The 24,593-nt window shown below is 72.7% G+C and carries 24 protein-coding genes; 17 read left to right on the top strand and 7 right to left on the bottom strand.

Translation table 11 applies throughout. The annotated features are described in order from the left end of the window. Positions 1-30 precede the first annotated feature (30 nt). From ACIPJI_RS14785 to ACIPJI_RS14800, 4 genes are all read left to right on the top strand, one after another. On the top strand, positions 31-681 hold the full coding sequence (locus ACIPJI_RS14785) for a hemerythrin domain-containing protein (RefSeq protein ID WP_307711069.1): 651 nt from the start codon (positions 31-33) through the stop codon (positions 679-681). Positions 682-773: 92 nt separating this feature from the next. Next, positions 774-1,265 carry a DUF1772 domain-containing protein gene (locus tag ACIPJI_RS14790; protein WP_307711070.1) on the top strand — a complete coding sequence of 164 codons (492 nt, stop codon included), beginning with the start codon at positions 774-776 and terminating at the stop codon, positions 1,263-1,265. 128 nt (positions 1,266-1,393) lie between these two features. Further along, positions 1,394-2,389: an AraC family transcriptional regulator gene (locus ACIPJI_RS14795; RefSeq protein ID WP_307711071.1), complete on the top strand. Its 996-nt coding sequence runs from the start codon at positions 1,394-1,396 to the stop codon at positions 2,387-2,389. Between the two features lie 133 nt (positions 2,390-2,522). Then, positions 2,523-3,944, top strand: a complete 1,422-nt coding sequence (locus tag ACIPJI_RS14800; protein ID WP_402246617.1) for an ATP-binding protein — start codon at positions 2,523-2,525, stop codon at positions 3,942-3,944. Between the two features lie 138 nt (positions 3,945-4,082). Here the strand turns inward: ACIPJI_RS14800 and ACIPJI_RS14805 are convergent, their stop codons facing one another. The 5 genes from ACIPJI_RS14805 to ACIPJI_RS14825 are packed head-to-tail and all read right to left on the bottom strand — an operon-like array spanning position 4,083 to position 8,199. Then, positions 4,083-4,922, bottom strand: a complete 840-nt coding sequence (locus tag ACIPJI_RS14805) for an alpha/beta hydrolase (RefSeq protein ID WP_356624055.1) — start codon at positions 4,920-4,922, stop codon at positions 4,083-4,085. Next, positions 4,919-5,404, bottom strand: a complete 486-nt coding sequence (locus ACIPJI_RS14810; RefSeq protein WP_307711073.1) for an SRPBCC family protein — start codon at positions 5,402-5,404, stop codon at positions 4,919-4,921. Before ACIPJI_RS14810 ends, ACIPJI_RS14805 begins: the two co-directional genes overlap by 4 nt. A gap of 48 nt (positions 5,405-5,452) precedes the next feature. Continuing rightward, positions 5,453-6,946 (bottom strand): FAD-binding protein, encoded by a 1,494-nt coding sequence (locus ACIPJI_RS14815; protein WP_356624053.1) that lies wholly within the window; start codon positions 6,944-6,946, stop codon positions 5,453-5,455. Beyond that, positions 6,943-7,929: a 3-oxoacyl-ACP synthase III family protein gene (locus tag ACIPJI_RS14820; protein WP_005321909.1), complete on the bottom strand. Its 987-nt coding sequence runs from the start codon at positions 7,927-7,929 to the stop codon at positions 6,943-6,945. The genes ACIPJI_RS14815 and ACIPJI_RS14820 overlap by 4 nt, the downstream gene beginning before the upstream one ends. A 15-nt stretch (positions 7,930-7,944) precedes the next feature. Beyond that, on the bottom strand, positions 7,945-8,199 hold the full coding sequence (locus tag ACIPJI_RS14825; protein WP_005321911.1) for a hypothetical protein: 255 nt from the start codon (positions 8,197-8,199) through the stop codon (positions 7,945-7,947). A gap of 172 nt (positions 8,200-8,371) precedes the next feature. Here ACIPJI_RS14825 and ACIPJI_RS14830 point away from each other — a divergent pair, with 172 nt between their 5' ends. The 3 genes from ACIPJI_RS14830 to ACIPJI_RS14840 all read left to right on the top strand — a co-directional run bounded on the left by ACIPJI_RS14830 (position 8,372) and on the right by ACIPJI_RS14840 (position 11,708). Then, positions 8,372-9,250 (top strand): class I SAM-dependent methyltransferase, encoded by an 879-nt coding sequence (locus ACIPJI_RS14830; protein ID WP_159682277.1) that lies wholly within the window; start codon positions 8,372-8,374, stop codon positions 9,248-9,250. Between the two features lie 11 nt (positions 9,251-9,261). Continuing rightward, a complete protein-coding gene (locus ACIPJI_RS14835; RefSeq protein WP_307711077.1) occupies positions 9,262-10,827 on the top strand; it encodes an NAD(P)/FAD-dependent oxidoreductase in 1,566 nt (521 codons plus the stop codon). A gap of 125 nt (positions 10,828-10,952) precedes the next feature. Beyond that, positions 10,953-11,708 (top strand): SDR family NAD(P)-dependent oxidoreductase, encoded by a 756-nt coding sequence (locus ACIPJI_RS14840; RefSeq protein ID WP_402246528.1) that lies wholly within the window; start codon positions 10,953-10,955, stop codon positions 11,706-11,708. A gap of 207 nt (positions 11,709-11,915) precedes the next feature. On the opposite strand, the gene ACIPJI_RS14845 is transcribed toward ACIPJI_RS14840, so the two are convergent. After that, positions 11,916-12,788, bottom strand: coding sequence for a BTAD domain-containing putative transcriptional regulator (locus ACIPJI_RS14845; protein ID WP_307711079.1), 873 nt, complete (start codon positions 12,786-12,788; stop codon positions 11,916-11,918). Positions 12,789-13,140: 352 nt separating this feature from the next. On the opposite strand from ACIPJI_RS14845, the gene ACIPJI_RS14850 reads away from it, so the two are divergent. From ACIPJI_RS14850 to ACIPJI_RS14885, 8 genes are all read left to right on the top strand, one after another. Continuing rightward, the gene (locus ACIPJI_RS14850) at positions 13,141-14,358 is read left to right on the top strand and encodes an aminotransferase class I/II-fold pyridoxal phosphate-dependent enzyme (protein ID WP_356625479.1); all 1,218 of its coding nucleotides are present in this window, start codon (positions 13,141-13,143) and stop codon (positions 14,356-14,358) included. Between the two features lie 47 nt (positions 14,359-14,405). Further along, on the top strand, positions 14,406-15,641 hold the full coding sequence (locus tag ACIPJI_RS14855; RefSeq protein WP_356625477.1) for a beta-ketoacyl-[acyl-carrier-protein] synthase family protein: 1,236 nt from the start codon (positions 14,406-14,408) through the stop codon (positions 15,639-15,641). After that, positions 15,638-16,456: a MaoC family dehydratase gene (locus tag ACIPJI_RS14860; protein ID WP_402246530.1), complete on the top strand. Its 819-nt coding sequence runs from the start codon at positions 15,638-15,640 to the stop codon at positions 16,454-16,456. Before ACIPJI_RS14855 ends, ACIPJI_RS14860 begins: the two co-directional genes overlap by 4 nt. Then, positions 16,453-17,787 carry an AMP-binding protein gene (locus ACIPJI_RS14865; RefSeq protein ID WP_356625473.1) on the top strand — a complete coding sequence of 445 codons (1,335 nt, stop codon included), beginning with the start codon at positions 16,453-16,455 and terminating at the stop codon, positions 17,785-17,787. The genes ACIPJI_RS14860 and ACIPJI_RS14865 overlap by 4 nt, the downstream gene beginning before the upstream one ends. Further along, positions 17,784-18,041, top strand: a complete 258-nt coding sequence (locus ACIPJI_RS14870; RefSeq protein ID WP_159682266.1) for a phosphopantetheine-binding protein — start codon at positions 17,784-17,786, stop codon at positions 18,039-18,041. The genes ACIPJI_RS14865 and ACIPJI_RS14870 overlap by 4 nt, the downstream gene beginning before the upstream one ends. A gap of 2 nt (positions 18,042-18,043) precedes the next feature. Then, positions 18,044-19,090 (top strand): hypothetical protein, encoded by a 1,047-nt coding sequence (locus tag ACIPJI_RS14875; protein ID WP_356625471.1) that lies wholly within the window; start codon positions 18,044-18,046, stop codon positions 19,088-19,090. 143 nt (positions 19,091-19,233) lie between these two features. Beyond that, a complete protein-coding gene (locus ACIPJI_RS14880; protein WP_307711085.1) occupies positions 19,234-19,608 on the top strand; it encodes an ectoine synthase in 375 nt (124 codons plus the stop codon). A gap of 28 nt (positions 19,609-19,636) precedes the next feature. Beyond that, positions 19,637-20,782 carry an acyl-CoA dehydrogenase family protein gene (locus tag ACIPJI_RS14885; RefSeq protein WP_402246533.1) on the top strand — a complete coding sequence of 382 codons (1,146 nt, stop codon included), beginning with the start codon at positions 19,637-19,639 and terminating at the stop codon, positions 20,780-20,782. A 31-nt stretch (positions 20,783-20,813) separates the two neighbouring features. Here ACIPJI_RS14885 and ACIPJI_RS14890 read toward each other — a convergent pair whose 3' ends face one another. Then, positions 20,814-22,178, bottom strand: a complete 1,365-nt coding sequence (locus tag ACIPJI_RS14890; RefSeq protein WP_402246619.1) for an MGH1-like glycoside hydrolase domain-containing protein — start codon at positions 22,176-22,178, stop codon at positions 20,814-20,816. A gap of 676 nt (positions 22,179-22,854) precedes the next feature. Between ACIPJI_RS14890 and ACIPJI_RS14895 the strand changes: the two genes are divergently transcribed. After that, a complete protein-coding gene (locus tag ACIPJI_RS14895; RefSeq protein ID WP_307711087.1) occupies positions 22,855-23,556 on the top strand; it encodes an indole-3-glycerol-phosphate synthase in 702 nt (233 codons plus the stop codon). Then, entirely contained in the window at positions 23,540-24,541 is a 1,002-nt protein-coding gene (locus ACIPJI_RS14900) for an alpha/beta hydrolase (protein WP_402246535.1), read from the top strand. The genes ACIPJI_RS14895 and ACIPJI_RS14900 overlap by 17 nt, the downstream gene beginning before the upstream one ends. Positions 24,542-24,593 lie beyond the last annotated feature (52 nt).

Consider the following 24,593-nt stretch of genomic DNA (forward strand, 5'->3'; position numbering starts at 1 on the left):
GACCCCACAGCCACCCCCGAGGAGGCGGCCATGAGCACCCCCATGTCGAGCGAACGCCTCGACACCCTGCCCGGCCACTTCCACGGCTTCGCCCTGATGCACATCGCCATGCGCCGCGACGCCCACCGCCTGAGCGCCGCCGCACCCCGCCTCACCGCCCGCGGCCTGGCACCCGCCGGCACCTGGTGGCAGCGCCTGCGCGACGTCATCGACTGGCACCACCGCAGCGAGGACACCTTCCTGTGGCCCGAACTGCTGCGCAAGCTCCCGCAGTTCCGCCCCCAGGCCGAACAACTCGCAGGCGACCACACCGAACTCGACCGGGCGATGGACCAGGTCACCGCCGCCCTCACCCCCACGGCCGGCCCGGCCGCCCTCGGCGGCGCCGCGGCACACTTCAGCCAGGTCCTTCACGACCACCTCGCCGACGAGGAGAAGACCGTCTTCCCCCTCTTCGCGCAACTGCCCGCCCGCGAGTACCTCGCGCTCGAACAGCGCCTGGTGCGCACCGCACCGCCCGGCGTCCTGACCTACCTGCCGCCGTGGATGTTCGACGGCGCCGACCGGCGCTCCGTCGACCTCGTCGCCGCCACCATGCCACCGCCCGTGCGGCTGCTCGGCCGCACCGTCCTGCGCCGCCGCTACGAACGCGGCCTCGGCGCCGTCCTCGACCCCCGCTGACCCCCAGCACCCCGCCCGGGACCACCGCGCCCCGGACCGCCCCCGCCCCGCCCGGGACCGATTGCGCCCCGCCCGCCGGAAGGAAGCCCCCGATGTCCACGGCCGCCCAGCCCGCGCTCCACGCCGCCACCATCGCCATGGGCCTGAGCGCCGGCCTGTACTTCTCCTTCGACGTCTCCGTCCTGCCCGGCCTCGACCGCGGCGACGACCACACCTACGTCGCCGCCATGCAGAACATCAACGAGGCCATCGAGAACGGACTGTTCGGACTCGTCTTCTTCGGCGCCTTCCTCGCCACCGGCATCGCCGGCGCCCGCCTGACCCGCATCGGGCAGCGCACCGCCGCCCGCTGGACCTGGGCCGCGCTCGCCCTCTACACGGCCGCCGTGGTCCTCACCATGCGGATCAACGTCCCCCTCAACAAGCGCCTCGCCGCCGCCGGCCTGCCCGAGGCCGCGGGCGAACTCGCCGCCCTGCGCGACACGTTCAAGAAGACCTGGGCGCCCTCCAACGCCGCCCGGACCCTTGCCTGCACCGCAGCCCTGCTCTGCCTCGGCCGCGCCCTGTCGACGCTGCGCCACTGACACCCGCGCACGCGCCCCCGAAAAGCTGCGCCCGTCCTGCCGGACGTCCCCCGCACGGCAGGGCGGGCGCGACCCTTTCCGTCCCCCGAGGCCTCCCACGCCTCACCCCCAGCCGATGGGTTGAACACATGGATGCTCTCACCGGCCTGCTCGAAGGCCCCAAGGCCCGCGGCGCCTTCCTGATCAAATCGGTCTTCAGCCCGCCATGGGCGCTGCGCGTCGAGGACCGCGCCCCCATCTCCCTGGTCACCATGGTCCGCGGCGACGCCTGGGTCCTGCCCGACCGCTCCACGCCCGCGCTGCTGCGCCCCGGCGACGTCGCCGTGCTCCGCGGCCCCGACCCGTACACCATCGCCGACGAGCAGGGCACCGGCGTGCAGATCGTCGTCGGCCCCGAACAGCGCTGCAACACCACGGAAGGCGAGGACGTCACCGACACCATGGCCCTGGGGGTGCGCACCTGGGGCGACACACTCGGCCAGGGGTCGTCCGTGATGCTCAGCGGCACCTACCAGGCGCCCAGCGAGGTCGGCCGCCGGCTGCTGAACGCGCTGCCCGCCCTGCTGGTGCGGCCCGCCGGCCCCGAGGACAACGCGCTCGTCGCCCTGCTCGCCGACGAGATCAGCCGCGACGAACCCGGCCAGGAACTGGTCCTGGACCGGCTGCTGGACCTGCTGTTCGTCAGCGTGCTGCGCGCCTGGCTCGCCGCACCGGGCGCCGGCGCCCCCGCCTGGTACCGGGCCCAGTCGGACCACACCGTCGGCCCCGCGCTGCGCCTGCTCCACGACAACCCGGGCCAGCCCTGGACGGTGGAGTTGCTCGCCCGCAAGGTCGGCGTCTCCCGCGCGGGCCTGGCCCGCCGCTTCACCGCCGTGGTGGGGGAGCCGCCGATGAGCTACCTGGCGACCTGGCGGCTCACCCTCGCAGCCGACCTGCTGCGCGAACCCGACGCCACGGTGGCCGGTGTCGCCCACCGCGTCGGCTACAGCAGCGCGTTCGCGCTGAGCTCCGCGTTCAAACGGGTACGGGGCATGAGCCCGCAGGAGTACCGCACCAGCCGCACCGGCGAACAGGAGATGCCCGCCGGCGCCCCCGCCCAGACCGTCGTCCTGGGCCCCGGCTGACCCGCCTCATCCCCGCCCCGCCCCGCCGGGGGAGCGTAGAGAGGGCCGAGGTCACCAGAGACGCTGTCACGCCCGCGGAGGTGACATACTTGCATCGATGCAAGTTGCATGGATGCAAGTATGTGAGGTGGATGTGAACGGATTCATCGGGCGTCGCCACGAGCTGGGCCTCCTCGACGACCTGCTGAACCCGGTCCGGACAGGCGGGCGAAGCGGACGGTCGGGGCGGGCGGTACTCATTCGCGGCCGCCGCCGGGTCGGCAAATCCCGGCTGGTCGAGGAGTTCCTCGAGCGAGCCGGGCTTCCCCATGTCTTCTTCACCGCGGTCGGAGGCTCCCGAGAGGAGGACCTGGCGGGCTTCACCGCCGAGGTCGCCGCCTCAGAGCTTCCGAATGCCGACCAATTCAGGGACTTCGCCGCTCCGCGGTCCTGGGACGCGGCCTTCGGTCTGCTGGCGTCGGCACTGCCGACCGACACGCCGAGTGTCGTGGTTCTCGACGAGATGCCCTACCTCGTTGCCGAGGACCCGAGCTTCGAGGGCGCGCTGCAGAAGGCCTTCGATCGGACCCTGTCCAAGCTGCCCGTACTGCTCGTCCTCATCGGCTCGGACATGGCCATGATGGAGAAGCTCAACACCTATGGGCGCCCCTTCTACCAACGCGGCACGGAAATGGTCGTCCCGCCGCTCACCCCGCACGACGTAGCCACCATGCTGGACCTTCCTCCGGCAGATGCCTTCGACGCGTACCTCGTCTCAGGAGGACTGCCCCTCATTCTTGAGGAGTGGCCACACGGCGCAGACCTCTGGGGCTATCTTCAGGACGCCCTGAGCAGGCCGACCTCCGCCCTGCTCGTCAGCGGCGAGCGCACCCTTGCCGCCGAGTTCCCCACCGAGGCGCAAGCCCGGACCGTCCTTGGGGCCATCGGCCATGGCGAACGCACCTTCTCGCTGATCGGCCGGGCCGCCGGCGACCTCAACCCAGGCTCCGTGAAACGTTCCCTCGAACTGCTCACCAGCCGGCGCATGGTAGCCGCCGACCTGCCTCTGTCGACCAGGCCCAGCCGTGAGACCCGCTACCGGATCGACGACCCGTACCTACGCTTCTGGCTCTCCTTCGTCGGCCCGGGCATTTCAGCGGTCGAACGTGGCCGCGGTGACCGTGTCCTCACCTCGATCCGGGACAGTTGGACCTCTTGGCGCGGGCGAGCCGTCGAACCAGTCATCCGTGAAGCCCTCTGGCGCCTTGCCGACGACCGGCTCCCCGAAGGCACTGACGCCGTCGGCGGGTACTGGACCCGTACCAACGACCCGGAAATCGACATCATCGGTGCCGACCGTTCGCCCATCGCCAAAAGGATCACCCTCGCCGGGTCGATCAAATGGCTGGAGAAAAAGCCCTTCGATCATCGGGATCTCGCCCGTCTGATCGCTCACCGCTCCCAACTCCCGGGTGCCGACGACGACACCCCTCTCCTGGCCGTCGCACGCAGCGGCTGCACCGCCGAAGGCGTCCTCAGCCTCACACCGGAAGACCTCCTGAAGGCGTGGAGTTGACGGGCGGTCACTTCGACGGTCGCCTTGTCGTCGGCCCACGGGGCGAGGTGCTCGTCCACGCCCCCTGAACACGAAACGCGGGCGCAGGCCACCGGAAGTCCGGTGGCTCGCGCCCGCGCGCGGGCAGAGGCGACCTCGTCACCCCACCCGCCCCGCCACCTCCGCGACCGCCCGCACGACCGCGTCGGGGGCCTCCAGCGGCAGCATGTGACCGGCACCCTCGATCTCCTCGAACCGGGCGCCCGGCAGCGCCTCGGCCACCGCCCGCCCCAGCGCCGGGGCGATGACCTTGTCGCCGCCGCCCGCCAGGACCACCGCAGGGACGGTGAGCGCGGCCAGCTGCCCGCGCAGGTCCATCCCGCGTGAGGAGGCGAACGCCTCGGACCGCACCTGCGGCGACGCGGCCGCGAACATCTGCCGGTTGACCTCCCGGGCACAGGCGTCGGCCCGCTTGCCCAGCATGTTCTGCCCCAGCAGCAGGCGGCCCAGCGCCGGCCGTCGCACCGCCCACGAGAACAAGGGGCTGCCCATCATCCTCACTTCGCTGTCGGGCGTGTCCTGGTCGTGCGCGGCGGTGCCCAGCAGCACCAGACCGCCCAGCCGGGCCGCGGGCGAGACGGCGTACGTCATCGCCGCGAACCCGCCGCCCGAGTGCCCGACGACGATCGTGTCACCGGGCGCCCCGACATGCTCCAGGACCGCGCCCAGGTCCGCTCCCAGCCGGGGCACCGAGAACGGCTCCCGGCCGCACGTGGAGGCGCCGTGACCACGCAGGTCGTACAGCACGACCCGGTGCCCGTCGCGGATCAGCCGGTCCGCGACCGTGCCCCACACCCGCCGGGCCGCGGCCCAGCCGTGCGCGAGGACGACCGTGCGGCCCGACGGCGCGCCCAGCGGGGCGAGGACGCTCACCGCCAGGCGGGCGCCGTCGTCGGTGACGAGTGCGCTCTCCGTGGCGGGCGGCGCCGTCGTCGTCATCGCGCCCCCTCCTTCTCCCTCGCCAGCACGCCGTTCAGGGCCGTGAACGCGGCGCTGGTGGCCTTGGAGTGCTCCGCGCCGATGTCGGCGACCTTGGCGAGCACCTTCAGCCAGCCGTGCGGACGGCCCCGGAAGTGCATACCGAGCCGGGTGCGGCGCCCGCCGTCCAGCGGTTCGAGCAGGAAGTCGCTCGGCCCGCGGAACACCCCGTCGACGTACTCGACCGACAGTCGCCTGCCCGTCTCGACAGCCGTCGTGCGTGAGGTGAACCGCAGCTTCAGGCCGCCCTTGTCGACGCCCTTGGTGTGGACCGTCACCTTGACCTCGCCGCCCACCTCGTCCGGTGAACCGGACACGGCGGCGAAGGTGTTGGCCGGCACCCACCATTGCGCGCCGCCGCGGAACTCGGCGAGCAGCGCGTCCCAGACGACGTCCGGCGGAGCGTCGAGGACCGCCTCGTCGATCAGGTCGTAACCTGTCATGCACCTTCTCCTGTCGGTGTGCGGGTCAGGGGCCCGCGGCCGGACACGTCAGCCGAAGAAGCCCTGACCGGGGGTGAGGATGTTCGCCGGGTCGTAGCGCCGCTTGGCCTTGTAGAACTCCTCCCAGCGGTAGCCGAAGTGGGTCTTCCAGTCGGCGGTGGTCATCCGGGGGATCGCACCCACCAGGTACCGCTTGGCGCCCATCGCCACGGCCTTGTCGTACAGACGGCGGTTCTGCTCGAGCATCTGCGAGATGTTCGGGTCGCCCGGGTTGGGGAACCGCAGCAGGTCGAACAGGTAGCCGACGGACTCGCCTGGCTGCACCGCCAGCGGCCGGGTGATCTTGCGGGTGTAGTACGGGTAGAACAGCAGGAACCCGCCGCCCAGGTCGGAGGCGGTCAGCTCCTGCTCCACCAGCTCCATGAACGCCTTGGTCTTGGACGCCGGCAGGAACAGGCTCAGCCACGGCTTGGGCTGGAACCAGTGGCCGGTCTCCTTCAGGTAGACCTCGTAGCCGTCGAGCCGGAACATGTAGTCCCGGTAGGCGACGTCCTCGATGACGGCCTGGGCCCGGTTGTCGCGCAGTCCGGCCAGCAGGGCCGCCCGGTCGGGGACGGCGGTGCCGGAGTAGTTGGCGGCGACCTCCATCTTGTAGCGCCAGCCGGAGTCGTCGGGGCGGCGCAGCATCTCGCCGGCCTGGACGTGGAACCGGTTCTCCGCCATGACCTTCTCGCCGTCGGCGAGGTAGGTCGCCAGGTCGTCGTAGAAGAGGCTGAAGACGACCGACCGCTGGGGTGCGGGGGCGAGCTTCACCTTGGCGCGCAGGATGATCGCGGTCTGGCCGCCGCCGGACAGGATCGAGTGGAACAGGTCGGGCCGCGCCGAGGCGGAGACGGTGACGAGCTCACCGGTGCCGGTGACGACGTCCATGGAGTGGACGGTGTCGGCCAGCAGGCCGAACTTCTGCACCGTGCCGCCGATGCCGCCGATGGAGACGGTCCCGCCGATGGACAGGTGCAGGTAGTCGGGCAGCGCCGGCGGTGTCTTGCCCACCTTCAGCGCGGCATCCGTCAGCTGCCCCCAGGTGACACCGGCCTGGACGACCGCGTTGGTCGCGTTGATGCTGAGGATCTTCGACATGGCGCGGGCGTCGATGGATATGCCGCCCTGCGGCACCGCCGCCTGGCCGTACACGGAGTGCGACTCCATGTCGTCGCCGGTGCCGCCCTGCCCGTTGACGGCGATCTTCAGGTTGTTGGCACGGGCGTAGTTGACCATCTTGACGATGTCCTGGTCGGAACCAGGACGCAGGACCGCCCACGGCGCGGACGGCTTCAGCCGCCCGAAGTCCTGGCGGAATCCGTCCAGGTCGGTCGCCGACGTGGTCAGCGTCCCGTCCAGGGCGGGCACTTGTCTGACGTCGATGTGGTGGCCGGCGTCGACCTCGGCGGCCGTCGCCCACGTCTGGTTGGCGACGCTCCAGCCCACGACCGTTGCGGCGATGCCACCCAGTACCTTGCGCCGCGAGAGTGCGTTGTTCATTTCTGTCCTCCGACCCATTCCAGCAGGACCGATCCCCAGGTCATGCCCGCGCCGAAGCCGGCCAGCAGGACCAGGTCGCCGTCGTTGATGCGGCCTTCGTCGAGTGCCTCGGTCAGGGCGATCGGGATCGACGCGGACGCCGTGTTCCCGTACTTGTGCAGATTGGTGACCAGGGCCTCGGGCCGCAGGCCCGTGTGGCTGAGGATCGAGTTGATGATCCGGATGTTCGCCTGGTGCGGGATGACGTGGCGGACGTCGGCCGCCTCGACCTTGGCGCTGGTCAGCGTCTCCCGCACCGTGCGCACGGTGTAGCGCACGGCGTTGAGGTAGATCTCGTTGCCGTTGATCTGTGCGTAGTGCAGCCCCTGGCGGACGGTCTCCTCCGTGGTCGGCATCCGGCTGCCGCCGGCCAGGACCTTGAGGCTGCCGGCGCAGCTGCCGTCGGCGCCCAGGTTCCAGCCCAGCACCGGGTCCGAGGGGGCCGGCCGGAGCACCACCGCGCCCGCGCCGTCGCCGACGAGGATCGACAGGTCCCGGTCGGCGGGGTTGGCGGTGAGGGTGTGGGTGTCGGAACCGATCAGCAGGATCGGCCGCGGGTCGATCTTGATCAGTGCCATGGCCTGGACGAGGCCGTAGACGAAGCCCGCGCATTCGGAGTTGACGTCGTGCGCGCTGCCGGCGATGCCCAGTTCGTGGTGGACGAACGCGGACGTGGCCGGTGAAGGCTGTTCGGGGGTGGCGGTGGCGACGATCAGATGGGCGATGTCGCCGCCGCTCAGCCCCGCCTTGTCCAGTGCGCGCCGGCCGGCCTCGACAGCAAGGGAGGCGGTCGTCTGGCCGGGCCCGACGGCCCGCCGTTCGTGGATCCCGCACCGGCTGACGATCCAGTTCTCGTCGACGCCGAAGCGCTGCGCGAGCTCCGTGCTGGAGACCACGCGTTCGGGTACGGCCATGCCCCACCCGGTGATGTCGAAGCCGTTCACAGGACTCTCCCCTGATCAGGCCTGGGCGGGCACGAGCTGGACGATCCGGTCGTGGACGACGCGCAGCGTCGTGGTGTCGTCGATGTCGGCGAACAGCGACTCGTCGGCCGGGATGTGCGGGTACTGGTTCTGGAACCCGTACAACCACTCCATCAGGTCCAGCGAGTCGACGTCGGCGATGTGCTGGAGCGGCTGGTCCGGGTCGACCTTCTGGGCGCCGGAGACGGCCTCGAGCTGGCTCGCCAGTTCTTCGACGGTGGGCAGCGACATGGGGTTCGGTCCTCTCTCGCAAGGCTTGGGGTGTTACGCCTAGGAATCGAACCGGCAGCCGCGCAAGCGGGGCGCAACACCGCCGGCCCGCCGCCGTCTTGCACATCTGTTGCGAGCACTTCGCTTTCCTCGACCCCGACAGCCGCGCACCCCGACAGGAGTTGAGGAAGAGATGACGACGGTCGCTGACAGGTCGGTCCCCGAGGTCGACGCGATCAGGCACCACTACGAGGTGAGCAACGACTTCTACCGCCTCCTGCTGGGGCCGACGATGATGTACTCGGGCGGCTACTGGGAGGAGGGCGAGGGCCTCACCGAGGCCCTCGACGAGGCCCAGGAGCGCAAGCTCGACCGGTTCGTCGAGCTCGCCGGCGCCGCCGGCAGCCGGCGGGTGCTGGACGTGGGCTGCGGCTGGGGCACCATGCTCAACCGGCTCACCACCGTCCACGGCGTCGAGCAGGCCGTCGGCCTGACGCTCAGCCGCACCCAGGAGGCGTTCATCGCCGGCCTGGACAACCCCCGCATCACCACCCGGGTCGAGTCGTGGGAGGACCACACGACCGACGACCCCTACGACGCGGCGTTCTGCATCAACGCGCTGGAGCACTTCGTGTCCTCCACGCTCCCGCCGCGCGAGCGGACCAAGAAGTACCGGGTGTTCTTCAACAAGGTCGGCGCGGCCCTCAAGCCCGGCGGCCGGTTCGTGCTGCACACCATGACCGCGGAGGCGCTGCCGATGAACCGGCAGCTGCTGGACGACCTGAAGTTCCTCCAGCGCTCCGAGTTCGAGAACTGCCACATCCCGCACCTGCACGAGCTCACCCAGGCCGCAGAGGGCCTGTTCGACGTGGTCGAGATCGTCAACGAGCGCGAGTCGTTCGCCGTCGCCTGCCGCGCCTGGCTGAAGCTGCTGGCCGCCCGCCGGGACGAGGCCGTCGCCCTGGAGGGCGAGGAGGTCGTGGCCCGCTTCGAGCGCTACCTCGACATCTTCGCGTACACGCTCGAGGACAAGTTCTTCAACAACTTCCGCGTCACCATCGCGCGCCGCTAGAGGAGGCCCACGTGACGAGCATTCTGGAACCCGCGCGCAGCGACGGGAGTCCTTCGCCCGGCGGGCGGGCGACGGGCGGCGGCCCCACCCGGCATCTGCGCGTCGCGGTCATCGGCAGCGGCTTCTCCGGCCTGGGCATGGCGGTGCGCCTGCTGCAGAAGGGCATCGACGACTTCCTCGTCTTCGAGCGGGCCTACGAGGTCGGCGGCACCTGGCGGGACAACTCCTACCCGGGCGCGGCGTGCGACGTGATGTCGCACCTGTACTCGTTCTCCTTCGCGCAGAACCCGGGCTGGAAGTCCACGTTCGGCAAGCAGGCGGAGCTGTACGAGTACCTGCGGGACGTCGCCGACCGGTTCGGGGTCCGCCCCTACATCCGCTTCGGTCACGAACTGCTCGCCGCCCGCTGGGACGAGACCGCCCGCCGCTGGCACGTGAGCACCTCCCAGGGTGACTACACCGCCCAGGTACTGGTGTCGGGCACCGGCTACCTCTCCGAGCCGGCCGTGCCCGCCATCGCCGGCCTGGAGGACTTCGAGGGGACGGTGTTCCACTCCTCGCGCTGGGACCACGGACACGACCTCGCGGGCCGCAACGTCGCCGTCATCGGCACCGGCGCCTCCGCGATCCAGTTCGTGCCGAAGATCCAGCCCGAGGTGGGGCGGCTGGACCTGTACCAGCGCACCCCCGCCTGGATCGGGCCGAAGAACGACAAGCCGACCAGCGCGCTGCAGTCGAAGCTGCTGCACAACGTGCCCGGCTACCAGCGCTTCCGCCGCAACTTCAACATGTGGGGCCGTGAGGTCCTGGCGTTCGTGATGAAGCGGCCCAAGGTCGCGGGCAAGATGCAGAAGATGGCCAGCGACCATCTGGCGAAGTCCGTCGCGGACGAGGAGCTGCGGGCGAAACTGACGCCCGACTACGTGATGGCGTGCAAGCGCCTGCTGTTCTCCAACACGTGGTACCCGGCGATCCAGCAGCCCAACGTGGACCTGGTCACCGACGGCATCGACCATGTGCGGGCCAAGTCGATCGTCTCCTCGGACGGCACCGAGCGGGAGGTCGACACGATCATCCTCGGCACCGGCTTCAAGGCCACCGACCGGCCCGTCGCCGGCCGGATCACGGGCCGCGACGGCAGGCTGCTGCGGGACGTGTGGCGCGAGGGCGGCATGGCCGCGCACCGCGGCACCACGGTCGCCGGGTTCCCGAACCTGTTCCTGCTGCTGGGCCCCAACACCACGCTGGGGCACTCCTCGCAGGTCGTGATGATCGAGGCGCAGATCGGCTACGTCATCGACGCGCTGGGACACATGGACAAGCGCGGCCTGGCCAGTGTCGAGGTCCGCGCCGAGGCCCAGCAGCAGTGGAACGAGCGGCTGCAGGGCCGGCTCGAGGGCACCGTGTGGAACGCCGGGAACTGCAAGAGCTGGTACCTGGACGAGCACGGCCGCAACCCGTCGATCTGGCCCACCTACACGTGGCGGTTCCGCCGCGCGACGCGCCGCTTCGACCTGGGCGAGTACCAGCTCGCCACCACCGTCAACGCCGGCCGGCCGGCACTGGACCACGCCTGACGCCACACGGCCGGCCGGCGGGGTGGTCCCGCGCGACGGCCGGCCCTGACGGCGGATCACTTTCCCCTGCCCCGCCGGCAGGAGTCGCTTCCGCCGTGAAGGGCGGAGTATCCACGGAGGTAACGATGAGTACGGGCCCACAGACCGGAAACCGCCCCGAGCAGCCGGTGGCCCTGGTCACCGGCGCCTCGGGAGGCCTCGGCCAGGCCCTGGCCCTCGAACTGGACGCGCTGGGCTGCAGGGTCGCCGTCCACTACAACAGCTCGAAGGACGCGGCCCGGGCCGTGCAGGACAAACTCACGAACGACTCGGTCCTCGTCAGCGGCGACGTCGGCGACTACGACGCCGTCACCGCGCTGTACCGGGAGATCGGCGAGCGCCTCGGCCCCGTCGACGTCCTCGTCAACAACGGCGCGATCCGCAAGGACGCGCTGATGGCGATGCAGAACCCGGACGACTGGGCCCAGGTCATCCGGACCAACCTGATCGGCTCGTTCCACACCGCACGCGTCTCCGTCCCGCACATGCTGCGCCAGAGGTGGGGCCGTGTCATCAACGTGGTCTCGCCCTCGGGCCTGATCGCGACCGCCGGACAGACGGCGTACTCCGCCTCCAAGGCGGGCCTGATCGGCTTCACCCGCACGCTGGCCGCCGAGTGCGGCCGGCGCGGGGTGACCGTCAACGCCCTCTCCCCGGGCTTCATGATCACCGGCATGACCAAGGACCTCCCCGACCGCGTCGTCGAGGGCATGGAGGGCAAGGCCCCCATCCCGCGCTTCGTGACCGTCGAGGAGGTGGCCCGCAGCGCGTCCCTGTTCCTCGACCAGGACTGCATGACGGGCCAGGTGATCAGCATCGACAGCGGCGTCTCCATCACCTGAGCCCCGCTGCCTCCCGCGGCCCGCCGCCCCCTTCACCCGGGGGCCGCGGGCCGCTTCCCTGCGCGCTCCGTCCCGGCGGCGCACCGGCTGCCCCAACACCCGGCCGCGGGCCGGCGGTCCTTGCCGCGCGCCGTTGGCGCGCACGCGCGCGGACGCCGGGTGGCCCGGCACCTGGCAGGTGCCGGGCCACCCGGCGTCGTGGCGGTTTCAGCGCGCCGGCAACGGCGCCACCGGTGGTGGGGTCAGGGCCTCGAACGCTCCCATCAGCAGCGGGTCCAGCGCGTCGGCCGTCATCCGCCCCGCGGGGGCCCGGCGTTGCGGGCCGGCGGGCTCGGCGCGCAGCAGCTCCAGATAGGCGGCCTGGGTCTCGGCCGCCGGGTCGATGCCCAGCTCGTCCGCGAGGACCTCCCGCAGCTGCTGGTAGGCGCGCAGCGCGTCCGCCCGGTTGCCCGCGGCGGCGTGCGCCGTCATCCGGCACCGGTGCGCGCTCTCACGGAACGGCGCGCGCCGTACCGCCTCGTCGGCGTAGCGCACCGCGTGGTGCTCCGCGCCCAGGGCCGACGAGGACAGGCTCGCCAGCTCCAGTGACATCAGGCGCAGTTCGTCGACCCGCTCACGAACGGCGTTGACCCACTCGCCTTCGTGCGCCGGCAGGAACGAGCCGCGCAGGTTGGACACGGCGCCCGCCGCGAGCTGGTGCGCCACCGCGTGCGCACCGTCCGCGAAGGCCGTCCTGGCTTCCGTCATGGCGGCCTCCGCCGCCTCCAGGTCGACCGCCGCGTCGTCCGGCAGTCGCAGTATGTACCGGCCGCTCTGTGCGATCAGGGGCGTCCCGCCCGGCTTCTGCAGCGGGCCGGTGACATAGGCGCGGACCCGGCTCACCACACTGCGCAGCGCGGAGGCCCACGTGTCGGGCAGCCCTTCCGGCCACACGGTGTCCGCGAGCTGGTCGCGGCTGGTTCCCGACGTTCGCTCCAGTATCAGTCGAGCGAAGGCCACTTGGGCCTGCGCGCTCGACAGGTGCTGGGGCGCCGTCCCGTCGTGTTCGATGGTGACAAGACCTACGAGTCTGATCAGCAACGCTGAGTCCCCCAAGACTTCGGCTGCACGCGGTCATCACACGTGCGGGGGCGCGATTAAGGAAAGGGAGGCCGCGAATTCGCGCCCCGGCTTCGCAGCCAGATCTTTGTTCGTACTCACTTTCCCGTGGATTCGACCGTACCGGCCAATTGTCGCCACATTCAACCGTGGCCAAAAACATACCGGGGGGAATAACTGGGAATCAGCGCCTCCGGTATTCGTCTTGAAGGTCGACTTCCCACGCCACCACGGGAATTGCGACGTCAAAAACCGTGTTGCGCCCGCCTTGCGGCCCGGCGCATAGAAAGGACGGCGCGCCTGGAGCAACCGAGAAGTGGATGAGGAGACGCACGTGAACGCATCTGGAGGATGGGAACGCCTCGAGCCGAAGCTGGCGGCAACACGGCGCCGCGTCCAGGCACTCGAATGGGAACCCGACCGCCGCAACAGCTTCGTCGCCTACACCGTCGAACGCGACAGCGCCTACGCCGACCTCGACGGCCGGCGGCTGCTGATGATGTCCGGCTACAGCTACCTCGGCCTGGCCGGCGACGAACGTGTCGTCGCCGCCGCCAAGGCCGCCGTCGACCTCTACGGCACCGGCAACCACGGCGTGCGCGCCCTGGCCGGATCCATTCCCCTGCACGAGGAACTCGAGGCGGAGGTCGCCCGGTTCGCCGACCGCGAGTCCTCCATGGTCTTCGGCTCCGGCTACGCCGCCAACACCGGCACCGTCGGCGGCCTCGTCGGCCCCGGCGACACCGTCTTCATCGACAAGTACGACCACGCCTCCATCGTCGACGGCTGCCGCCTGTCCGGCGCCACCGTCACCCGCTTCCGCCACAACGACGTCGACCACCTCGAGCGCCGGCTGCGCGCCGCGAGCCCCGACGGGGTGCGGCTCGTCATCGTCGACAGCGTCTACTCCATGGACGGCGACATCGCCCCGCTGCCCGAACTGCGCAAGGTCTGCGACGAGCACAACGCCCTCCTCATGGTCGACGAGGCCCACGCCCTCGGCGTCATCGGCAGGACCGGCCGCGGCATCGAGGAGCACTTCGACTGGCAGGCCAGGGTCGACGTCAAGCTCGGCACCCTCTCCAAGGCCATCCCCTCCATGGGCGGCTGGGTCGCCGGACCCGCCGAACTCATCGGCCACCTTCGCTACGCCGCACGCCCCTTCCTGTTCTCCGCCGCCCTTGGACCCGCCCAGGCCGCCGCCGCGCTGGAGTCGCTGCGCATCCTGCAGCGCGAACCCGAACGCGTCGCCCACATCCAGCACCAGTCCGCCCGCCTGCGGCAGATCATCAACGCGGAGGGGCTGCGTACCCAGGACAGCGAGACCGCCGTGCTGCCGCTCATCGCCGGCTCCGACGACGCCGCCTACGACCTGGCCACCACCTGCCGCAAGAACGGCGTCATCGGCCTGCCCGTGGTCACCCCCGCCGTCCCCAACGACCTCGCCCGCCTGCGGATCGCGGTCACCGCACGCCACACCGAGGCCGACATCGACTTCGCGGCCCAGGCGTTCCTCACCTCCGCCCGCGAGTGCGGCATCCTCCCGGCCTGACCGGACCGGCCCGTACACCGAAGGCACACAGGAACGGGAAACCAACCATGGCAACCTCCACCCCACCCCCGGTCGTGATCACCGGCATCGGCGTGGTCACACCGGCGGGCTGCACCCCGGGCGCCCTGTGGGCCGCGCTGCGCGCCGGCCGCTCCACCGCCGCCCGCCTCACCCACCTCGACCTCGACCGCCACCGGGTACGGATCGGCTGCCGCGTCAGCGGACTCGACGACGTCGGCCTCGTCGGAGCCAAGGACGCCCGACGGATGGACCCGTTCGCCCTGTACGGAACCACCGCCGCCCTCGCCGCCCACCGTGACGCGGGCGCCCCCGCCCCCGACCCGCACCGCACCGCCGTCGTGGTGGGCAACGCGGTCGGCGGACGGGCCACCAGCGACCTGGAGTCCGCCCACTTCTCCGAACACGGCCCGCACCGCGTCAACCCGCTGATGCCGCTGATGACGATGCCCAACGCGGCCGCCGCCCAGATCGCCATGCGCCTCGCCTGGACCGGCCCCGCCACCACCATCGCCACCACCTGCGCCAGCGGCGCCGACGCCATCGGCCAGGCCCGGCTGCTGCTGCAGACCCACCGCGCCGACGTGGTCATCGCCGGCGGCTGCGAGTCCACCCTCACCCCCGTCACCCTGGCCGGGTTCGGCAACCTCAACGCCGTCTCCCTGCGCAACGACGAACCCGAGCAGGCCAGCCGCCCCTTCGACGCGGACCGCGACGGGTTCGTGATGGGGGAGGGCGCCGGCTTCGTCGTCCTCGAACGCGCCGACGACGCCCGCGCCAGAGGCGCCCGCCCCTACGCCGAGGTCGCCGGCTACGGCGCCACCTGCGACGCCCACCACCTGTCGATGCCGCTGCCCGACGGCTCCGGCGCCGCCGGCGCCATGACCGCCGCCCTCGCCGACGCCGGCCTCACCCCCGCGGACATCGCCCACATCAACGCCCACGGCACCTCCACCCCCCACAACGACCGGGCCGAAGCAGCCGCCCTGGCCAAGGTGTTCGGCACCGCCTGCCCGCCGGTCACCGCACCCAAGGGCGTCCTCGGCCACCTGATCGGCGCCGCCGGCGCCGTCGAGGCCGTCGCCGCCGTCCTCGCCATGCGCGAGCGCGAGGTACCGCCCACCGCCAACCACCACCGCCTGGAGCCAGGAATGGACATCGACGTGGTCCACCACCGCCCCCGACCCATCGCCTCCGGGCCCGCCCTGTCGAACTCGTTCGGCTTCGGCGGCCACAACGCCGCGCTGGTGGTGGCGCCGGCATGACGACCACCCCCGCCCTCGCCCGCACCGCGCAGCGCACCGCGAGCGCCGCCGAGATCCACGCCTACCGCACCGCCGTCCGCCCCGGCCTTGCGCCGGCGGCGAGCGTCGACGCCTCACCCGTGCACACCTTCGTCCTCGCCCACACACTCGCCGACAAGGCCGTGCGCGCGCTGACCGCGGGGGAGGAGACCACCTCCGTCGTCCACCTGGGCCAGGACATCCGCCTGGAGCGGCCCGTACGGCCCCGTGAACAGGTCACCGTCCAGCTCGACGTCACCGGCGCCCGCCGCGAGGCCCGCGGCACCCGCATCGCCGTACGCAGCCGCCTCACCGGCGACGACGGCACCGCCTTCGCCGAACTCACCACCCACGCCCTGCTCCTGGGCGCCAAAGGCACCGAACCGTTCGGCGACATCCCCCCGGCCGCCACCCCCGGCCCCACCGGCCCGGGCGGAGGGCCGGCCACCGCCCGCCACGTCCTCACCGAGGAAACGATCCGCGCCTACGCCCACGCCTCCGGCGACCTCAACCCCATCCACCTCGACGCGGAAGCCGCCCGCGCCGCCGGCTTCGACACCGTCATCGCCCACGGCATGAGCGTCGTCGCCCTGGCCCTGGAGGAGATCGCCGACCGCTACGCCGACGGCGACATCACCCGCATCCACGCCCTCGGCGGCCGCTTCTCCGCCCCCGTGGCACCCGGCGTCCCCCTCGACATCACCCTCCAGCCCGACGACGCCCGCACCGTGGTGCGCTTCACCTGCCGCACCCCGAACGGACCCGCCGTCAAAAGCGGCTGGGCCCAACTGCGATGAACGCCCCCGCCGGCCTCGTCGCCGGCTTCCTCACCCAGGTGCGCCACCGCCCCGACGCCACCGCCCTGATCCACGGCGGCGAACACACCACCTACCGCGCCCTGTACGAGGCGGCCGGCCGCGAACGCGAACGCCTCGCGGTGCTCGGCACCGCACCCCACGACACCATCGGCGTCCTCGCCCGCACCTCACCCGCCGCGATCGCCCTCGTCCTGGCCGGCCTGCTGTCCGAACGCCCCCTCCTGCTGCCCTCCCCGGCACCGGCCGGCCGGCTCGCCGACCTGGCCGCCCAGGCAGGCTGCGCCCGCGTCCTGGTCCCCGCCGGCGAACCGGTCCCCGTCCGCCTTCCGCCGTCGGCGGCCGGCGCCCTGCCCCACCCGGACGGCGAACGGCCCGCCCTGCTGTTCACCACCTCCGGCGCCACCGCACCGCCCAGGATCGTGCCGCTCGCGCGCACCGCCGTGGACCGCTTCACCACCTGGGCCGCCCGCCGCTTCGGCATCGGCCCCGGCACCACCGTCCTCGGCACAGGCCCCCTCGCCGCGGGCGCCGGCCTCCTCGACCTCTGGACCCCCCTCGCCGCCGGCGCCACCGTCGTCCTCGCCGAACCCGGCCGGGCCGCGGACGCCACCGGCCTGCTCGAACTCCTCACCCGCCACGACATCCACGTCGTGGCCGCCCGCCCCCCGCTCTACGGGCCGCTCACCGACGCCGCCCGCGCCACCGGCACCACCCTGAACAGCGTCCGCCACGCCGTGCTCACCGGCCGCGCCCTGCCCGACCGCACCGTCGCCGCGCTGCCGCGCCTGTTCCCCCGCGCACGCCTGCACAACCTCTACGGCTGCACCGAGACCAGCCCCAGCCTCGTCCACGAGATCGACACCGGCGCCACCGTCTTCCCGCCCGTCCCCGTCGGCCGGCCCCTGCCCGGCGTGCGGACCCTCGTCCTCGGCGCCCACGGCACACCCGTCGACGGCCCCGGCACCGGCGAACTGTACGTCTCCACCCCCTTCCAGTCGCCCGGCTACCTCGGCCGCACCGGCCACCGCGACCCGTTCACCGCCCACCCCCTGGGCGCCGACGACGGCCGCACCTGGTTCCGCACCGGCGACCTCGTCCGTCGCGACGCCGACGGCCTGCTCCACCTGACCGGCCGCGCCGGCGACACCCGGACCACCGTCCGCGGCACCCGGCACCGGACCGGCACGCCCGCCCCCGCCGCGCGGCGGGTCACCGCCGCACAACGGCCCCCCGCCACCACCCGACGGGCCGGACGCGCCGCGCCCGGCCGACCGCACGAACCGATCCCAGTCCAAGGAAGGACGTCATGAGCCACAACGACACCATCAAGAAGTTCGTCATCGAGGAATTCCTGCCCGACCTTGGTGTCCACGAGCTTGCCGACGACCACGACCTGCTCTCCGACGGCGTCATCGACTCCCTCGGCGTGCTCAAGCTCATCGCCTGGGTCGAGGACCACTTCCAGCTCGCCGTCGGCGACGCCGACCTGGACCCCGACAACTTCCGCAGCGTGCGCGCCATCGACGCCTTCATCGAGGACGCCCGCCAGGGGGTGAGCAGCTAGCCATGCATCCCGCGCTCACCGGCCTGCTCGCAGGCGCCCCGGTGACCGAGCGCGAGACCTGGCGATCACTGTGGGACCGGCTCGGTGACGGCACGCTCGAAAAGGAGCAGGCCGTCGCCCTGCTGGCCTCCCTGACCACCAGCCTCCCCGGCCACCAGACCCTGCACGCCCTGCTGGAGACCCTGCGGGAGCGCAGAACCACGCCCCCGCCCGGCCCCTGGCCCGGCACCGTCAACATCGTCGGCACCGGCGGAGGACCCGCCACCTTCAACATCTCCACCGCCGCCGCCGTCACCGCCGCGGCCACCGGCGTACGGGTCGTCAAGACCGGCTCCCGCGCCTACACCTCCAGCCTCGGCTCCGTCGACCTGCTGGAGCGGCTCGGGATCCGCCTGACCGCCTCCTACCGGCAGACCGAGCAGATGCTCGAGCGGCACGGCATCGCGTTCGCCGGCCCGTTCGTCTACCCGGCCGAACTGACCCGCCTGGCCCGCACGGTGGCACCGCTCGGCATGAAACCGTTCGGCCGCTTCCTCAACGCGCTGGGCCCCTTCCTCGCCGACCTGCCGGTCACCGCCCAGGTCACCGGCGTCAGCGCCGCCATGCCGCTGCCCGTGCTGCGCGAGCTCGCCCGCACGCTCCCCGGCCGGCGGATCTGGCTGACCTCCAACGACCAGGGGGCCGACGAACTCCTCGGCTTCGCCGACAACACCGTCCACCTCGACGACGGCAGCGTCCGGCGGCTCGCACCCGGCGAACTCATCGCCCCCGGCGGCGGATTCGACGCCCTGCGCCCCGTGCCGCCCGCCGACGCCGCGGACCACTTCCTCGCCGTCCTCGCCGGCACCGCCCACCCCGCCGCCACCGACACCGTGTGCCTCAACGCCGCGGCCCTCGTCCTCGCCTCCGGCCACCCGGGCGACTGGCCGAGCGCGCTCGCCGCCACCCGCGAGGCCGTCGCCTCCGGCGCCGCCCGCGCCCTGGCCGACCGGCTGCGCACCGCACCGCGCACCCCCGCCCCGGCGGCGGGCGCACCCGCCGCCCGATGAACCCGCCGCATCCGCGGCGCCCCCATGCGTCCCCGCCCGGCCGCCGGCCGCGGGGCCAGGACACGAGCGGTGGCCGCCGGCCACCTTCGGGTCCTTCCCAGCGTGCGGCACCGCGCCGCACACGACCCAGATCGGAGTTGACCATGATCATCCGCGACCTCGAGGACGTGAAGACCGTCGACTGGGGCAACGGAGTCAGCCGCCGCTTCCTCCTCGCCTCCGACGGCGTCGGCTACTCGCTCACCGACACCGTCGTCCTGGCCGGCACCAAGTCCCGCCTCGAGTACCGCAACCACCTCGAGGCCTGCTACTGCATCGCCGGCTCCGGAGAGGTCATCGAGCTCGACGGCACCTCCCACCCCATCACCCCGGGCCGCATGTACGCGCTCGACCAGCACGACGCCCACTACCTGGTGGCCAGCCCCCACGAGGACCTGCGGCTCGTGTGCGTCTTCAGCCCGGCCCTGCAGGGCGACGAGACCCACAGTCTCGACGAGCACGTCTCCTCCGCGTACTGATGACGCGAAAACCGTAAGGCGGTCCGAAGTGATCCGATGGAACACCGAACAGACCGAGTTCCGCGAAGGTCTGGCACGGTGGGGTGAGGCGCTCAGCGCCGACCATATAGAACTGGACGAGCAGGCCGAGTTCTCCTGGGACAAGTGGAAACTGATCCAGAAGACCGGCATCCTCGCCCTGCCCTTCGAGGAGGAACACGGCGGCCTCGGCCAGTCCCTCCTCACCACCATGTACGTCCTCGAAGGCCTCGGGGAGCACTGCCAGGACGCCGGCCTGAACTTCTCGGTCACCACCACCCTGGCCAGCACCGGTATCCCCCTCACCCGGTTCGGCACGCCCGAACAGAAAGAGAGGTACCTGCCCCTGATCTGCTCCGGCGAGGCGATCGGCGCCCACGCCATCACCGAGTCCGAGGGCGGCTCGGACGCGATGGCGATGACCACCCGCGCCGAACGCGACGGTGACCACTTCGTGCTGAACGGCAGCAAGACGTTCGTCAGCAACGGTCCCGTCGCCGACGTGTTCGTCGTCTACGCCCGCACCCGCCCCGACGGCGGAGCGCTCGGTGTCAGCGCGTTCCTCGTGGACCGCGACACCCCCGGCCTCACCGTCGGCAAGCCGATCAAGAAGATGGGACTGCGGACCTCGCCGCTGAGCGAGCTCTACTTCGACGGGTGCCGCGTCCCGAGGACCCGGGTGCTGGGCCGGGTCGGCGGCGGGTTCATCGTCCTCGATTACGTGATGAAACGGGAGGTCCTCTTCTCCTTCGTCGTCAACGCGGGCGAGATGCAGCACCGGCTGGACCGCTGCCTCGACTACGCGAAGACCCGCCGTTCCTTCGGCAAGCCCATCGGCTCCCACCAATCGATCGCCAACAAGATCGTCGACACCAAGATCGGCCTGGAGACAGCCCGCAAATGGCTGTACGACACCGCCCAGCGCCTCGACGACGGCGATAACGTCACCATCGACCTGGCCATCGCCAAACTCCTCACCAGCCAGGCCAACGTGGCCAGTTCCCTGGCCGCCGTGCAGATCTTCGGCGGGCACGGATACATGTCCGAGTACGGGCTCGAGCAGGGCGTGCGCAACGCGGTCGGCGGCACGATCTACTCGGGCACCAACGAGATCCAGTACAACCGCATCGCCTCGATGCTGGGCCTGGGCACGTGACACCGTCCCCGCCCTCCGGGGCGGGGAACCGTCACCCGCCGGCCTCCGCCACCGCGGCCGCCGCACCGGCCGCGGTACCGGCCTGCGCACCCGCCTTCGCGGCCGGGCCGGTGCGGGCCAGCAGATCGAGGACGACGGCGGCGGTCCAGCTGAAGCCGGTCGCCCCGCGCGCCTGCCCGGTGTGCGGATCGACGTACTCGGCGAAGCCGGAACCACCGGCGAAGGCGAGCACCGCCTGCTCCAGGGCGTCGGCCAGGCCCGCCTCGCCGTGCTGCCGCAGCCCCCGCTCCAGGAGCCAGTTCACGTTGAACCAGGCCGGCCCGCGCCAGTAGCGGGACGCGTCGAAGGCACGGCCGCGCAGGTCGTAGCTGGGCACCAGGCCACAGGCAGTACCGAGCCCGAAATGCGGCCCCGTCATGGTGCGCACCAGGGCCTGCGCGACGGGCCCGGGAAGCGAGGGAAGCGCCAGCGGCAGCAGACCGGTGACGCTCCTGTCGCGCACCAGCGCGCCGGTGCGCACGTCCCGGCACAGGAACAGCCCGGCCCCCTCGTCCCACAGCCGCTCCACCAGCGCGGCGGTCAGCCGCTGCGCCCGGGACCGGTGCGGCGCCGCATCCTGCCCCAGCTCGCCGGCGATGGCCGCCAGGGCGTGCTCCGACAGGGCGAGCAGCGCGTTGAACCCGGGGTCCTCGACGACGAACGCGTGTTCCGTGCCCGCGTCGCGGTAGCCGTGGTCCCGGTAGTGCGCGGCCAGAGCGACATACCGGCCGTAGTCCAGATCGGTGGGCCGGTCCGCACGGTCGCCGTGACCGAGGTCGGCCCGCCGGAAGGAGCCGGCCGGGGCCGGTTCCACCCGCTCGAGGGGCTCGTCCCAGCAGGGGCTGTTGTCCATGCCGGGCTCCCACGGGTGGAGCACGGCCGCCAGCCCCTGGCCGCCGAAGTCGCGGCAGCGCAGCAGATAGTCGTGCCAGGCCACCAGCGCGGGCCAGGCCCGCTCCAGGAAGCCCCGGCCGCGTGAGGCGTCCGGGTCGCTCCGGTGGACCAGCCAGGCGGCCAGCGCGTGCACGGGCGGCTGCACGATGCCGGATGTCTCCACCTCGGCCGGGGCGCCCGCCGCCCGGCCCGCCCTGGAGGACCGCCAGAAGTCGGGGCTCGGGAAGTACGCCCCGAGCGGCACGGCCGGGTTGAAGACGATGTGCGGGATGCGCCCGTCGGCCCACTGGGCGGCCAGCAGCGTCTCCAGCTCACGCTGGGCCCGCTCGGGCGACAGATGACGCAGCCCGATGGCGATGAACGCCGAGTCCCAGCTCCACTGGTGCGGATACAGGGCGGGGGAGGGGACGGTCGAAGCGCCCGTCCAGTTGCCCAGCAGCACCTGCGCGGCCTGCCGGCGCAGCTCCTCGAGCCCGGCGGCCGGGGCCCCGGCGACGGCCTGCGCGGGCCCGGCCTGCGGCGGAACCACACCGGCCTGCGACGGCCCGGCCTGCGGCGGGGGGACCTGGGGCCCGGCGGGGACCTGCGGGGGCCCGGCCTGCGGCGGGACGAGGGGGCTGCGCGGCCTGGAGGCGTCGAGGGGAAGCTCGCCGGGCGGCAGGGGCGCCTGCGGAGCGGCCTGCCCGGGAACGAGCGGGCCGCGGACGCGTTCCACCAGGGAGCTCCAGATGCTCGGGACCGCACAGCGCGGAGGACAGCGACAGGGTATGTGCCGCCCCCGCGGGAAATCACCACCCCCGCACAGTGACATTCCCGACATAAGCTCCCGGCGGGTGTGCGGCCGGCCCCACGCGCCCCGGGCGGCCCGCCCGCCTCACCGCGCGCCCCGCAACGCCGGCGCAACGCCCCGGCCGCCCGCCCCGCCCGCACCTCCCGCGCGCCGGGCGGGCCCGCCCGCGGCCCCCTTGCACCCCGCTTGCCCCCGGCGCGCTTTGCTGCCCTGAGGGCACCCGGCGCTCCGGCGCAGTGCCGGCGCCCTCCACCGGCACTGCGCCCCCGCTCCGGTGCGCCGGTCCACCCTGCCTTCCGGCGGCCGGGCCGGCACACCGCCCCGCACCTCTCGCCCTCGAAGGAGCACCATGACGTCGTCCCGCTTCATCGAAGCCCTGCTCGGCGCCGAACGCCCCCTGGTCATGGAGGTCAAGCGGCGCGACGCGCACGGCATCGACCTCATGTCGGGCCGCACGCCCGCCGACATCGTCGCCGGCTACGAGGCGGCCGGCGCCCCCTGCATCTCCGTGGTGACCGGACGCTGGTTCGGCGGCACCCCCGACCTGCTGCGCGATGTTGCCCGCCTCACCGAACTCCCGCTGCTCCAGAAGGACTTCATCACCCGCCGCGACCAGCTCGAGACCGCCAGGACCCTCGGCGCGTCCGCCGTGCTGCTCACCGCCGCACTGCTGCCGGCCTCCAGCATGCGCTCCCTGGTGACCGCCGCCCTGCGCACCGGCCTCACCCCGTTCGTCGAGATCACCGACGAGGCCGAGCTCGGACACGTCCCGCACGCCGACGAGTGCGTGATCGCCGTCAACAACAAGGACATCAAGACCCGCGAACAGGACACCGGCGACATCGGCCGCAGCCTGGCCCTGCTGCCCGCCCTGACCGCCGCCGGCACGCCCTGCCCGGTCAGCGCCAGCGCGATCGACACCCCCGAGACCGCCGCCCGCCTGCTGCGGGCCGGCTACCGGGGCCTGCTCATCGCCACCGCACTGCTGCGCACCGAGGACCTGCACGCCTGGCCCACCGTCAGCAGCGCCCGCCATGCCCCGGCTGCCTGAACCGCCCGCCGCGCCCGCGCCGTCCCGGCCGCCCGCCGCGCCCGTACCCGCGCCCCCGGCGCCGCGGGCGGCAGCCGCCCCCGCCGGGCCCGGGCCCACCGCCCGGCCGGGGACGACGGACGCCGCGAGCCAGGGCGTGCGGATCGAGGAGATCACCCTCGACACCGGCGCCCTTCAGCTGTCCGCCCTGTACGCGAGACCCCACCCCGCCGCCGGTGAGCCCCGGGCCGTCGTCGTCGCCGTCCACGGCCTCGGCATGCACGCCCGCTACTTCCACTCACCCGCCCACCCCGACCTGTCCCTGCTCACCCTCGCCGCGCGCCTCGGCCACCCGGTCCTCGCCGTCGACCGCCCCGGCCACGGCCGCCTCGCCGCCCGCCACCCGGACGGCCAGCCGCTCGCCGAGCAGTCCGCCACCTTGCACCGGGCCCTCGCCGCGTTCGCCCGCGAACACCCCACCGGCGCCGGGTTCTTCCTCCTCGCCCACTCCTACGGCGGAAAGCTCGCCCTGCACGCCGCGGCCGACGACACCGACGACACCCTGATCGGCCTCGACATCTCCGGCCTCGGCCACCACTACGCCCCCGCCGCCCGCGGCTTCCCCGCCACCCTCGGCGGCGGCGCCTGGAGCCTCAACTGGGGCCCCATGCACCTCTACCCGCCCGGCACCTTCCAGGGCGCCCGCGCCCTGATGGCCCCCACCCCCCGCCGCGAGGAACACGACCCCGGCCCGCCCTGGCCGCTGCGCTACCGGCAGCTCGCCCCCCGCGTGCGGGTCCCGGTACGCCTCACCTTCGCCGAGCACGAACAGTGGTGGCACACCGACGACGCCGCGCTCACCGCGATGGCCGCCCGCCTCAGCGCCTCCCCCCGGGTCCGTGTCGACCGCCAGGACGCAGCCGGCCACAACATCAGCCTCGGCTGGGCCGCCCGCCCCTACCACCTGCGCGCCCTCGCCTTCCTCGAGGAGTGCCTGCGCCGCTGACCGCCGCTGCGCACGACGCTGCCCCGGCCCCCTCGACAGGGGGCCGGGGCAG

The organism is Streptomyces sp. NPDC086835, from assembly GCF_044745705.1.
Taxonomy (GTDB): domain Bacteria; phylum Actinomycetota; class Actinomycetes; order Streptomycetales; family Streptomycetaceae; genus Streptomyces.

Coding starts and splice junctions, on each gene's coding strand:
- ACIPJI_RS14805 (WP_356624055.1), bottom strand. CDS start 4,922: ATGACGACGACGGCGCCGCCCGCCACGGAGAGCGCACTCGTCACCGAC.
- ACIPJI_RS14790 (WP_307711070.1), top strand. CDS start 774: ATGTCCACGGCCGCCCAGCCCGCGCTCCACGCCGCCACCATCGCCATG.
- ACIPJI_RS14875 (WP_356625471.1), top strand. CDS start 18,044: ATGCATCCCGCGCTCACCGGCCTGCTCGCAGGCGCCCCGGTGACCGAG.
- ACIPJI_RS14870 (WP_159682266.1), top strand. CDS start 17,784: ATGAGCCACAACGACACCATCAAGAAGTTCGTCATCGAGGAATTCCTG.
- ACIPJI_RS14880 (WP_307711085.1), top strand. CDS start 19,234: ATGATCATCCGCGACCTCGAGGACGTGAAGACCGTCGACTGGGGCAAC.
- ACIPJI_RS14825 (WP_005321911.1), bottom strand. CDS start 8,199: ATGTCGCTGCCCACCGTCGAAGAACTGGCGAGCCAGCTCGAGGCCGTC.
- ACIPJI_RS14855 (WP_356625477.1), top strand. CDS start 14,406: ATGGCAACCTCCACCCCACCCCCGGTCGTGATCACCGGCATCGGCGTG.
- ACIPJI_RS14840 (WP_402246528.1), top strand. CDS start 10,953: ATGAGTACGGGCCCACAGACCGGAAACCGCCCCGAGCAGCCGGTGGCC.
- ACIPJI_RS14810 (WP_307711073.1), bottom strand. CDS start 5,404: ATGACAGGTTACGACCTGATCGACGAGGCGGTCCTCGACGCTCCGCCG.
- ACIPJI_RS14795 (WP_307711071.1), top strand. CDS start 1,394: ATGGATGCTCTCACCGGCCTGCTCGAAGGCCCCAAGGCCCGCGGCGCC.
- ACIPJI_RS14895 (WP_307711087.1), top strand. CDS start 22,855: ATGACGTCGTCCCGCTTCATCGAAGCCCTGCTCGGCGCCGAACGCCCC.
- ACIPJI_RS14860 (WP_402246530.1), top strand. CDS start 15,638: ATGACGACCACCCCCGCCCTCGCCCGCACCGCGCAGCGCACCGCGAGC.
- ACIPJI_RS14815 (WP_356624053.1), bottom strand. CDS start 6,946: ATGAACAACGCACTCTCGCGGCGCAAGGTACTGGGTGGCATCGCCGCA.
- ACIPJI_RS14865 (WP_356625473.1), top strand. CDS start 16,453: ATGAACGCCCCCGCCGGCCTCGTCGCCGGCTTCCTCACCCAGGTGCGC.
- ACIPJI_RS14830 (WP_159682277.1), top strand. CDS start 8,372: ATGACGACGGTCGCTGACAGGTCGGTCCCCGAGGTCGACGCGATCAGG.
- ACIPJI_RS14900 (WP_402246535.1), top strand. CDS start 23,540: ATGCCCCGGCTGCCTGAACCGCCCGCCGCGCCCGCGCCGTCCCGGCCG.
- ACIPJI_RS14785 (WP_307711069.1), top strand. CDS start 31: ATGAGCACCCCCATGTCGAGCGAACGCCTCGACACCCTGCCCGGCCAC.